General features: G+C 44.2%; 10 protein-coding genes. 6 read left to right on the top strand and 4 right to left on the bottom strand.

Annotated features, from left to right (window positions below):
- Nucleotide 1: 1 nt before the first annotated feature.
- The 4 genes from B151_RS19675 to B151_RS0113375 are packed head-to-tail and all read right to left on the bottom strand — an operon-like array spanning nucleotide 2 to nucleotide 4,460.
- Entirely contained in the window at nucleotides 2–1,936 is a 1,935-nt protein-coding gene (locus tag B151_RS19675; RefSeq protein ID WP_020404153.1) for an undecaprenyl-phosphate alpha-N-acetylglucosaminyl 1-phosphate transferase, read from the bottom strand.
- A 17-nt stretch (nucleotides 1,937–1,953) separates the two neighbouring features.
- Nucleotides 1,954–2,775, bottom strand: a complete 822-nt coding sequence (locus B151_RS0113365) for an AAA-type ATPase lid domain-containing protein (protein ID WP_020404154.1) — start codon at nucleotides 2,773–2,775, stop codon at nucleotides 1,954–1,956.
- Between the two features lie 3 nt (nucleotides 2,776–2,778).
- Nucleotides 2,779–3,753, bottom strand: a complete 975-nt coding sequence (locus B151_RS0113370) for a PorV/PorQ family protein (protein ID WP_020404155.1) — start codon at nucleotides 3,751–3,753, stop codon at nucleotides 2,779–2,781.
- Nucleotides 3,753–4,460: a polysaccharide biosynthesis/export family protein gene (locus B151_RS0113375; protein WP_020404156.1), complete on the bottom strand. Its 708-nt coding sequence runs from the start codon at nucleotides 4,458–4,460 to the stop codon at nucleotides 3,753–3,755. Before B151_RS0113375 ends, B151_RS0113370 begins: the two co-directional genes overlap by 1 nt.
- Before the next feature lie 383 nt (nucleotides 4,461–4,843).
- Between B151_RS0113375 and B151_RS0113380 the strand changes: the two genes are divergently transcribed.
- From B151_RS0113380 to B151_RS0113405, 6 genes are all read left to right on the top strand, one after another.
- Nucleotides 4,844–6,172 (top strand): GumC family protein, encoded by a 1,329-nt coding sequence (locus B151_RS0113380; protein ID WP_020404157.1) that lies wholly within the window; start codon nucleotides 4,844–4,846, stop codon nucleotides 6,170–6,172.
- Between the two features lie 25 nt (nucleotides 6,173–6,197).
- On the top strand, nucleotides 6,198–6,917 hold the full coding sequence (locus tag B151_RS0113385) for a CpsD/CapB family tyrosine-protein kinase (RefSeq protein ID WP_211207856.1): 720 nt from the start codon (nucleotides 6,198–6,200) through the stop codon (nucleotides 6,915–6,917).
- Between the two features lie 12 nt (nucleotides 6,918–6,929).
- Nucleotides 6,930–7,091 carry a hypothetical protein gene (locus B151_RS20115; RefSeq protein WP_020404159.1) on the top strand — a complete coding sequence of 54 codons (162 nt, stop codon included), beginning with the start codon at nucleotides 6,930–6,932 and terminating at the stop codon, nucleotides 7,089–7,091.
- A gap of 66 nt (nucleotides 7,092–7,157) precedes the next feature.
- The gene (locus B151_RS0113395) at nucleotides 7,158–8,672 is read left to right on the top strand and encodes an O-antigen ligase family protein (RefSeq protein ID WP_169332218.1); all 1,515 of its coding nucleotides are present in this window, start codon (nucleotides 7,158–7,160) and stop codon (nucleotides 8,670–8,672) included.
- Entirely contained in the window at nucleotides 8,641–10,173 is a 1,533-nt protein-coding gene (locus B151_RS0113400) for an oligosaccharide flippase family protein (protein WP_083909915.1), read from the top strand. Before B151_RS0113395 ends, B151_RS0113400 begins: the two co-directional genes overlap by 32 nt.
- Nucleotides 10,174–10,198: 25 nt before the next feature.
- Complete coding sequence (locus tag B151_RS0113405; protein ID WP_020404162.1) at nucleotides 10,199–11,557, top strand: GNAT family N-acetyltransferase; 1,359 nt, start codon at nucleotides 10,199–10,201, stop codon at nucleotides 11,555–11,557.
- The last annotated feature ends 31 nt before the right edge of the window (nucleotides 11,558–11,588 follow it).

Genomic DNA, 11,588 nt, shown 5'->3' on the forward strand with positions numbered 1-11,588 from the left:
TTCAGCTATAGGAGATCATAGGTTTTGATGACGCTGAAAGAATCCTTGGGATGTTTTTGGAGCTTACCTCTTCCAGGCTGATGTTGAGCCTTTTGACTCCAATGTTATGATCTTCAGCAATTTTGCTAAGCCGGCGCAGGTTTTCTGCTTTGATTTCATCTTCACACAAAAAAATGGAATGTACCGGGTACCGTTTCACGATCTTGGGCAATTTCCAGTGAGCGCCCCAAACGGGATACCCATCAAAGTGTTTATTTTCGAGTGTTGAGTCGTCATCCAAAAAACCTAAGACCTTGAATTCACTGTCTGCTGAGTGGTTAAGGTGATTTAACATCAAAGCACCGGTCTCATTTGCTCCGTAGATGAGTATGTTTTTACGCCCTTTTTTCTCACGGTTAAACCAGAAATTCAAAACCTGGTAAGCGACCCGGAATCCAAGGGTTAGGGTGAGCAGGAAATAGAAATCAAAGAAGAAGAATAGTAGCGTGTGCAGCAGGGGAAGTTTGGTCTGATAATACAGCAGCAGAGAAGTTGCAAATACGGCATAGGCAATGGTTGAAACTACCCGTATGATACTTCCAATGCCGATCAGGCGAATATTTTCTTTGTAAAGGCCGGCAAGCCAAAACACGGACAGTTGCACCGAGATCATGATGACGAACGTTTGTCCTTTTTCAAATAAAGGTTGTTCAATGACAGGCTCAACCCGTTGCAAAAGCCAATAGCTCACCAGGTAAGAAACCATGATAAATGCCAGGTCAAATAACCGTAAATACATGGATTTTTTAAGCACCCACCGTTCGTATATCGGCATGATCAATCCATTGTTGAAAATAGATATTTCATGGTATTTCAGTTTTTTGATGCCATAAATCAGAACGATGCCAAAAATGAGAGCGATTACCAGCGATTCCTGAAAACTGTCGATCAACGTAACGGCAAAAGCACCTGCCGCAAAAAAGGCGGAGATCCCATACAGAAGCAGTACGGTATTTCGGTGAGAAAGTCCCAGTGAAAGCAGCTGATGGTGAATATGAGACCGGTCGGGCATAAACATTTCATGTAACTTTTGAATCAGAGACGCTCTTTTCTTATTCGTTTGCTCGTTGAGGATACTGCCTAAAAGTCGTCGAACCATCGATACCAGCGTATCGGTAATTGGGAGAACCAATACCAATAGAGGAAACACCAATGCAAAGCCGGTGGTGATCTTTGTTGTACTGTGTATCGACATCAGGGCGAGGCTGAAGCCGATAAAAAGGCTTCCTGAGTCTCCAAGAAAGATGTGAGCAGGATTGAAATTATATCTTAAAAAACCGACTAAAGCCCCGGCCATCATCAGTGCCAGCATAGCTGTTGCCCATTCACCGGTAACTGCCGAAACGGTATAAATTGAAACACAGGCAATGGTTGCTATTCCGGAGGCCAGTCCGTCGAGCCCGTCAATGAGATTAAACGCATTGGTAATACCGACGATCCATAAAAGAGTGAGTGGAAAATCAATGATCTCGACATTCAGCATCTCACCGCCCAATGGATTTGTAATGTTGGAGATCTTGAAGCCTGCGAAGTAGATCACAGCTGCAACCAGGAACTGGATGCCAAATTTTATGCCCGGTTTAAGAGGATGAAGATCATCCCAAAAACCAAGCAGAAAAATGAGGAACAGTGATCCGGAGAGCACAATGGTAAGCCTCAGATGCTCAATCAGTTCCGCCATATGCAACGGAGCCAGAAAAATCATTACAGGCAATGATATCGCAACAGATAGAAATACAGCCAAGCCGCCAAGCCGTGGAGTAATTACGGTATGAACCTTACGCGCATCGGGTTTGTCTGTGGCACCGATCACTTTTGCAAAATGAATAACCCAAGGAGTGATAGCCAGTGAAAGCAGTACGGGAAGCAGGAATGCGGTAATAACAGGAATGATCATGAGTAACCTCTATTTATTTATTCTTTGCCAAGGCGATATGGAAGTCGCCAGTTGAGTGAAAATGGAAGGTGTTGCACTTCTATTTGCTTACCGTTCGACAAAATTGCTCCCTGCAACAAGGCGTTTTTGAGCTGTCTTACATTTCCAGGCCAATTGAAATGAAGGCATGCTTCCATAGCTTGGTGAGATATACTAAGGTTGAACCATTGTTCTCTGTTGTACCTGATCTTTTGCATAAACAGTGAGATCAGTCCCGGGATATCTTCCCGCCGTTCGCGAAGCGGGGGAATCATGATCACCAACGGATTCAGCATATCCAGTAAAGCCTTCCAGGTAGAATGGCCGATCATTTTTCGGTACGATTCCCTGTTGATGGATATGAATAAACGCGGAGCCTGACTCATATTGAACCTGTAGATCTGCCGGCAACCTTGTTGGTAAGATTCTATGATATCCAGCATGAACCGCTCTTCGATCTCAGAAAACTGATCAAGGTAAAGTATGCCGCCCGCGGCTTTTTCGATCGCATCATAGGTGAGTACAATATGTGAGCCCTGGATCTCCACATGCTCCCAGAATGCTTCTTTATAGGAGTCTTCGTTGATATCTACACAGTAGAAACAGTGGAAAGGCTCATTTTTTCTGTTACTGTGCCGGTGGATGTATCGGCTCATATGTTTTTTTCCGGTACCGATCTCACCGACAATAATAACGGGATTGTCAAGCTGGGCAAGTGCTTGTGCTTTTGCATATATGTCCTTCATGAGAGGACTGGCATAAACCTCATCTTGCAGCCGGGAAGAAGGGTGATTAGAGTGATATTGTAGCAGTGGTAGCATGATCTAAAAATGAATAGTGATTCCTATTGTGTGATATCTCTCATCCTGAAATTCATTGGGAGAGAGTGCGTAGTCAAATTCCAGGAATGAAGTCTCAAAGCCTATGCCATATCTGGGCACATACGTGAGATCTTCAGGCTGGAACATCAGTCCGCTTCTTAAGGACAGGAATGAAGCGGGTTTTATCTCTAAACCGCCTTTGTACCATAAACCGCTTTCCCCAAATCGTTTTTCGTTGGCAAAAGATAACGTCAGGTACGGTTCGTCATCATCAACGGGAAAACGGAAAGAGGCTCCGATTTGTAAACTGACCGGAATGCTTCGACTTCCGAGAATGGTGGTTCCATCTTCAATGAATTCATACTTCAATCCCCGGCCAATACCGTTTAATACCATGGCATAACTTATTGCTCCATCCGGATCGTAAATAAGCCCGGCATTTACCATGTAGGTTGTAAACTGCGCATCATCGTTATTTCCGTATGAAAGCGTTTGAGCGATACCAACGCTGAAATTTGATCGGACGAAAAAGGCATAGGTAAATTCGATCTGATAAAGAGCAAGATCAGGTTCGGGCTGATCACTGCTTCCCAGTGGATTGATGTCTCCCAAACCGGGATAGAAATATCCAAAACGAAGCAACCCGGAATGTCTGCCGAGGGTTACTGAAGGTAAGCTAAGATCGAACTGGTTTAAGTTATTTTGCCAATTCTGGAATCCGCTCATGTATATACTTCTGGAGCTGTGCGTGAAGCCCAGTATGGCAGGATTAACGGTAAAGGAAGCAAATGAAGCCGGATCAGCAAAGTTTGCTTCGGCTAATGAAACAGATCGGGCATCCAGTTTGTAGGTTCGGGGATATCCCACCAATCCCTCAAAAGGAAATGGGGTGGTTTGCGCTTGAATGGATGCGGAGCATAAGAGACCCAGTAACAAGGCTGATATCCAAATGGCGATATATAATCCGGTTGCTTTCATCAGTTGAAGACTCTAAAGATTCCAAACAAGATGACTACATCACGCAAAAACTCAGACATTTCGCGAACCACGTTTTCGCGTTGATCTACATATATGATGTCTCCGGGATAGATCATTACTTCTTCTGAGTCCAGCTCACCGTTTTCCAGGTACTCTGTAAGATCCAGTGTTTCAGCCGGTTTACGGTTTTTTGGGCGATAGACCTTTACACGGCGGAGGTTTGCATCAGGGGTAGGACCTCCGGCAGTGGAAAGCACTCGAAAAATGGATGTTTTATCAACCACCGGATAATTATCGGGCCTTGTTACCATTCCAAAAATGGAGACCATCAATCCATCTGTATTGCGGATGGAAATAGTAAGCTCAATATCTCCCTTTATGAATTCTGAAAGCCGCCGTTCTAATTCACGGTGAAGTTCCTCTTTGGTCATGCCGGTTACCTGTATTTCACCTACAAGTGGAATGGCGATAAAGCCAAGGCCTGAAACGGTGGTAAGCGTATTAAAATTAGGCTGCTCCCAAACCAGTATTTCGATCTCATCTCCCGTTCGTATGCGATAGGTATCTTCGAATGTGCGTTGATTCACGTCTTCAGGTAGCGCGGCAGACTCCTCCATTGCCCGTCTGGAACTGGAACACCCCTCAATGATAAATAAGGTGAAGATCATCACCCCAAAAAAAGCCGTAATTCTTAAGATTTTGTTCACGATGAAATGGATTAGTGAATGGATTGAATAAGTTTACCCGTGAAATACAATAAGTGTGCCAATCCATGTTTTGGGCTTTCATTGTGATTTATAAACCACAGTAATTAATAGGTTTAAGTGAAATGTGACTTCCCGAAAAAAAACCGAACAGATGAAAGTGAGAATAAACGTTACAGAATTCGATAGGTTAGCTGTGTAATTTTGTATCAGTAGGCGAAGGAGTAGAAGATTCAGGGAGGGACTATCCTCCCAAAAAATAGCCTGAAGGGTGTTTAAAGCGGTTTTTAGGGGTTTTGGGCTGATCACAGATATACTTTGGCACAGCAATTGCAAAAGCATTTCTCACTAACAATACAACCCCAAATAATTAATCCGGAGTTGCTGTGTATAATATTAAAGATGTGGTTTATGAAGTAAAACAAGCCGCAAAACGACGTATTAAACTGCTGGTCATCGTGCCCATTTTATTCGTGGGAATGAGCATAGCGGCTGTTTACATGATCTCACCTGAGTATATGTCGTCAACGTCTATTTTGGTTCAAAAAGATGAGACACTTAATCCATTGGTGTTGTATGAGATCGCCGTGAACACGGTATCAGAAAACCGGCTGGAATCTTTTAATGAGATCATATACAGCCGCTCTACGATGGAGATGCTTATTGACAGTCTTGGGCTGGATGAAAACATCAAAACGGAAATGGAGAAGCAGAAGCTGATCGAGGATCTTAAGAAAAAGATTGGAACCAGTTTCAAAGCTTCCGATTCGTTTCAGATCACCTTTTTGGATACCGATCCGGTGCGGGCACGGGACGGAGTGTCGTTGTTAGCCGGCCATTTTATCAAAACCAGGCTCCGTCTTGAAAATCGCCGTAATAATGAAACCGTTGATTTCTTTTCGGATAAACTGAGAGAGATGGAGCAGATCGTTGACCAACAACGGCAAATTTCAGAAAGCGACCAGTCTACAAGAGTTCGGGAAGTGCCTGTCGAAACCGAAGCCCTGCAACTTCAGTTGCAAAGCATGGAAGCCAATATCGAAACCGTGGATTGGCAGCTCTATGAGGAAGAGCAAACCCTGAATGCCATCCGTTCCTTCGTAGATAATGGAAGTAAACCCAATGAAATTCAGGTTCTTTATAAGTTGCCGTTTTCAACGCTGCCTTTTGGTGAAGAATTATCGGCATTGCTGAATGAACACGATCAGCTTGCTCAACAATTTACCGAAAGCTACCCGCGGTTAAGGGCACTTGCCGGGCAGATAAAACAAACAACCGAGAGAATTCTGCCCGCTCAGGAGCGTATTGTAGCAGGATTTAAAAAACAGAAAGAAGCGCTTGTCCGGCAGCGAATGGATCTTATTGATGAGATGCAACGCTCCTTTATTGCAACACAGCGGGCAAACACCCAACAATCCGATTTCAGTATATATGAAGGGTTACTTGCCGATATAAAAGTGAAGCTTGAGCAGGCCAAAATGACCCGTGATATTGGAGATCGCGCGGCCGAGCAATTCATCGTACTTGATGCACCTTACATTCCGGAACGTCCGGCCAAACCCAATAAGAGATTGGTTGTGGGGATAGGATTCTTGCTGGGACTTTTTGTAGCTATTTCGCTTAGTGGCGTTGCTGAGGTTATGGATACCACCATCAGAAATGAAGAGGACCTGCCTATACAGAAACCGATCATTGCTTACCTGACTCATGGATAACTTAATTATGGAACGTCCACATCGAATGAAAGAGAGTAAACTATTTATCCCTGAACGGTTTGATGAAGACCAGAAGAGAGAAGAAAGGCTGACGGTAGGCAAAGAAGCACTGTTGCCGGTTACCATCACAAAAGAAAAATCGGAATCGCCGATCTCAGAGTATGTATCAGCCCGACATTACAGCAATTTTAATTTTCTGAGATTATCCAATGCCTTTTCATTAAAGAAAACGACCATTGGGATTACAAGTGCAAATCGCCATGATGGCAAAACCATGGTGGCCGTGAATATGGCGATCTCTCTGGCACGGGGGTATCAGCAGAAAACACTGCTTATTGATTTCAATTTTCAAAACCCTCAGTTACACCATGTTTTTGATGCTCCTTTAGGCCCCGGACTGGCGGATGCTATGGATCAAAAACTGATCAAAGTCCGGCCTACTCCGGAGCCCAATCTTTACCTGATGACGGCCGGCCACACAAAAGAAATTAATCCCGGTATTGAGCATACGCTGGTACTTCGGAATATACTTCAAACTCTGAAAGAGGAATTCGAATTCATTGTGATAGACATGACCTCAATTCTGCCAATCAACGAATTTCCGGTTCATTTCATCAATGAAGTAGATGGGCTCATCAGCGTGATCGATACTACGCGAACGAAAAAAACCGAGTTCAATAAGATATTCAAACACCTGGATGAGCATCGGTTCATGGGCTATGTATTCAATAAGGTTAAAAAATAAGGGAACCCGACTATGCTCATACTTCTGGTAATCATAGGATTTCATGCGTTAGTGATTCTAAGAGCTAAAACAGCTCCTGAAGGGGAATTTCCGACGCTTAGTGTGCTTCTGCTCTCCGCACTGATGGTAGCTGCAGTTGCTTTTTTAATGACAAATATGAAAGTACCCGGATAGAGGATGTGGGTTATGGGGACAAGATCATTGCTATCATATGAAGATTCGATCTTTCAAAAGATTTTTTTGAAACCGCTTGGGCTGGATCGTGAAAATGCCCTGGTTTTTTGGTTGGTTATCTTATTTACGGCGCTGTTGTTTCTGAGCAACTATTGGTCGCTGGGTAATGTGCCTTTGGTTGCCTTTATTCTTTATATGACCGGGGTTGTGATACTCAGCTTTCTCCGCCTGGATCTGAGCCTGTATCTGTTGATGGCCGCAGTAATGTTTCTCGATCAGTATCCCGTTCCGGGTTTCGTAACAATGACCGAGGAACTGAGCTATTTCAGCAATCTGAAAGAGATCAGCTACATCCCGTTTTTTGAAGCCGGGATGGTAAGTCCTGCCGAAATACATCTCATTGCGATCGTACTTTCAACGTTGTTGCAGCTCATCTTACGGGTGAATGTAATTATGAAGCCCATTCCGGTTTTTCTGCCTTTCCTGGGTTTTTTGGGAGCCATTATTTTTTCAGTGCTTCGGGGTCTTAAAGGCGGTGGTGATTTTATGGTTTCCCTTTGGGAGATCCGTGCCTTGTTTTACCTGAGCATTATTTTCGTGACCGTGCCGCACATTATCTCTTCAAAGCAGCAGGTAGTAACGTTGGTTTGGATCTTCATAACCGGAACGGTATTTAAATCGCTGCAAGGCATCAAGCGCTTTATTGAGTTGGGCTTTACTACCGGCGGGCTTGATGTGCTCACCAATCACGAGGATGCAGTTTTCATCGTCACCATCCTTTTGCTATTGATCGGGTTTATGGTGTTCGGGGTTAGGAATGGCCAGAGAAGGTTCATCCTGATCTCAATGCTTTTTATGATGCTGGGATTCTACGTGGCTCAGCGTCGCGCGGCCTATGCTTCTATGATTGTATCTGTGGCCCTGCTCATATTGTTGTTGCCGGCTGTAAAACGGATGCAGTTTCTGAAATTCTTCATTCCCACGGTGGTGGTACTTTTAGTTTATGGGGCCGCATTTTGGAACAGCAATTCAACACTTGCCGGGCCGGTTCAAACCCTGAAATCCGGTTTTGAGAAACCCAGCCTGGAAACCAACGCCCGAGACTATTATTCAAATCTATATCGGGAATTTGAGAATTATAACCTTGCTTATACCGTAGCTAAAAACCCGGTTTGGGGGGTAGGATTCGGTAAACGATACGAGCAGCCGATACCGCTTGCCCAAATACGGTTTTCGCTCAAAGATTATATTCCGCACAACCAAATATTCTGGATCATTGTAAAAACGGGAACGGTTGGATTTCTTGCCTTTTGGTTTTTCTTCAATGCCTTTGTTGCCAAGAGTGTACGGCTGTTCATGAGGGTAGATGATCCCTATTTCAAGGCTCTACTGCTGATGATATCACTGGCGGTGATCAATCAGATGGTAGTTTCCTTCTTCGACCTTCAGCTTACCTATTACAGAAACATGTTGTACCTGGGCTGTTTGATGGCTTTGGTCCCATCCATCGAATATATATGGGATAAAGAGGGCAAAGATCACAAGAAAAATGAGGAGGAAGCCGGTGATGAAGACCAATGATTCCACCGATAAAAGTATAGGCAGATCCGTAGCCCGGAATATGTCGGTAATGTTCAGTGCGCAAGCGGTGAATTGGGTATCCAGTTTCATTCTGCTCTACTTTCTGCCTCGTTTTCTGGGAAGCGAAGACTACGGCCGGTTATACCTGGCCCTCTCTATAAAAATGATGTTAGGGTTACTCATCGATTTTGGAGGCAATTATCTCATTCCAAAAGAAGTGGCCCGTTCCCAAAAAGTAGGCTCCTCCATCCTTAGCAGTTATATCATTTTAAGAATCTTGCTTTGGATCCTGGCCATTGGAATGATCATCCTGTTTTCGAACCTCCTTGGGTATTCGCAGCATGTTCATTTCCTGATCCTGATCCTTGCAATTGGGAAGTTATGGGAAGGAGCTTACTCCGCCATTGGAGCATACTTTCAGGGCATTGAACGGATGGAATATCCCTCTTTGGGAAGTATTGTTGAACGAATGGCCGTTGCTATTTTTTCGATCATAGCGCTTTTTCTTGGAGCCGATTCAATCGCAATTGCCGTCATCATGGCAACAGGCGCTTTATTGCACCTCATTGTATTACTGTATTTCTCGCATAAGATCGTGCCCATTAAATATGCGTTTGATTTCAAGATATTCGGACTCTTATACACCGGATTGCCCTACTTTTTGTTCTCTCTTTTTTCCGTGATCTATTATCGTATTGATGCAGTTATGATCGCTTCCTTTACCAGCGAAACGGTAACCGGCTGGTATGGCGGCGCTTTTCGCTTTTTTGATATTGTGATGATTTTGCCCCTCATCTACAAAACGGCCATCTTCCCGGTATTCTCAAGATTATGGAACAATACTGAAGGCAAGCTCCAGCATACCATCAGCCAAAGTTTACGGCTGATGATCATTCTTGGACTTCCGGTTGCGCTGGTGGTGTTCTGGTTCGCGGAAGATATTATCCAGTTCTTTATGGGGCTCGATGAGTTTGGACCATCTGTTTTGATACTTCAAATTTTCTCTGCCAGCATCCCGATCATTTATCTCGATATCATTCTGGGAAGTGCGTTACTGAGCGCCGCCGATCGTCAAAAAGAATGGGCTACCGTGGGATTCATTGCCATTTTTGTGAATATCGGGCTGAATTATGTACTGATTCCCTACACCCAATCAGCATATGGAAATGGTGGCGTTGGGGCTGCTGCAGCAACACTTTTCACAGAAGTATTTATGATGGGTTCGGCTTTTATCCTGTTGCCAAAAGGATACTTGCAAGGCTTTAAGCCATCGTTTCTGTTCAAACCGGCATTGGCTACAGGAGTGATGGGGATTTCTATACTGGGTGCAGGACTTTTGAATTTGTATTGGATGATCTCCATGCTGGTTGGTGGGGTCGTTTACCTCGGTGCTTTATTTCTCTTCAAAACCTTTTCAAATGTTGAAGTCAGTTTACTCAGGGAATTCATATCGGTGGAGCACATTAAAGGATTTCTAAAACTGTCAAAGGAGCCAAACTGAAACATAACCTAATAATGACATAGCAATGGAATTGACAATCGAATACCCGCTTTCTACAAACATAAATGCAAAACCGCGCCTTGCAGGCCCACCCGAGACAAAGGAGATGATGGCTCTGAATGTAGATGTCTACACCGATGAAACAGCATTTCAATCACTTGCCAGTGAGTGGAATGAACTAGTTATCAAAGCAGATGCCCCGCTGTGCATGACTTTGGAATGGGTAGAGAATTGGTGGCATCATTTTGGGGAAAACCCCAACCGTCAGCTATATATCATCACCATGCGAAATAAGAAAAAACTGGTAGGGCTGGCCCCATTTTATGTAGGTTATTCCGGGATCGCAGGGCAGGTGATTCACCGCAGGCTTCAAATTATTGGCAGTGGCGGCAGTAAAAATGAACAATGGGGCTTTACCAACGACTATGGCATCAGTGATTTCCTGGATATCATCACAGACCCTGAATTCAGGGAACCGCTGGGTGTTCTGCTGATGGATATACTTTCTGTTCTTACCGAGAATGTAGATGAGATCACTTTTCATCAGGTCAGAGAAGACAGCTTCATTAAGCAGGTACTGTTCCCGAAAATGGAAAGCAAAAGCTGGCAGGTTACATTAAATCATAGCGATACCTGCCCGTATGTAGATCTTGCCGGTATTTCCAATCTGGATGATTTCATAAAGGGAGTGAAATCCAACGCGCGACGCCGGCTGCGGCAAACTATGCGTGCAATGGATAAAGAACCCGAATTCCTGGTAACGGAAGTACTGACTCCGGATGGTTTGATGCGGGCTACGCAACGGCTGATCGAATTGCATCAGGCCCGATGGAATGAGCTGGGTTTCCCGGGGGTATTTCACGATAAGCGGTTTGAACAATTTTTTGAAGACCTGATAAAGAAAAGCGCCGAAAAAAAATGGTTATGGTTTAAAGAAGCGCAGGATGTAGCCGGTGTGTCTGCATCACGGATGTTGATTCGCTTTAACGGCCGTTTTTATGATTATATAAGTGGGTTTGATCCTGAAAGTCCATCGGCCAAATATCGGCCGGGATTTGGACTTCTTTTGGAAGTGGTTCAGGATGCGATCGCTCAAAATATAAACCGCATAGAACTGCTCAGGGGTGAAGAAAGCTACAAGTATGACTTTACGGATCTGAATTTCAAAAACTGGGAAATTTCGATCACATCCGAAGCCCATAAAAGCCTTGTAAAGCGACTCTCCAATAAATTACTCCGGGTGGTTTCTGCCATATACACCACTGTTGGAAAAGAGAAAAACTTGCTGAAGGTTCAATATCAAAACAGAGGCTGGATGGGGGCATTACCCGGCTATATTTCATTCCGTACAGAGAGTATTCGAAGAAGACTGAAAGGCGACTGATCTAACTTGTGGAATAATTACACATCTGAAA

This window comes from Gracilimonas tropica DSM 19535 (genome assembly GCF_000375425.1).
Lineage (GTDB): Bacteria > Bacteroidota > Rhodothermia > Balneolales > Balneolaceae > Gracilimonas > Gracilimonas tropica.

Coding starts and splice junctions, on each gene's coding strand:
- B151_RS0113365 (WP_020404154.1), bottom strand. CDS start 2,775: ATGCTACCACTGCTACAATATCACTCTAATCACCCTTCTTCCCGGCTG.
- B151_RS0113405 (WP_020404162.1), top strand. CDS start 10,199: ATGGAATTGACAATCGAATACCCGCTTTCTACAAACATAAATGCAAAA.
- B151_RS20115 (WP_020404159.1), top strand. CDS start 6,930: ATGCTCATACTTCTGGTAATCATAGGATTTCATGCGTTAGTGATTCTA.
- B151_RS0113400 (WP_083909915.1), top strand. CDS start 8,641: ATGAGGAGGAAGCCGGTGATGAAGACCAATGATTCCACCGATAAAAGT.
- B151_RS0113385 (WP_211207856.1), top strand. CDS start 6,198: ATGAAAGAGAGTAAACTATTTATCCCTGAACGGTTTGATGAAGACCAG.
- B151_RS19675 (WP_020404153.1), bottom strand. CDS start 1,936: ATGATCATTCCTGTTATTACCGCATTCCTGCTTCCCGTACTGCTTTCA.
- B151_RS0113370 (WP_020404155.1), bottom strand. CDS start 3,753: ATGAAAGCAACCGGATTATATATCGCCATTTGGATATCAGCCTTGTTA.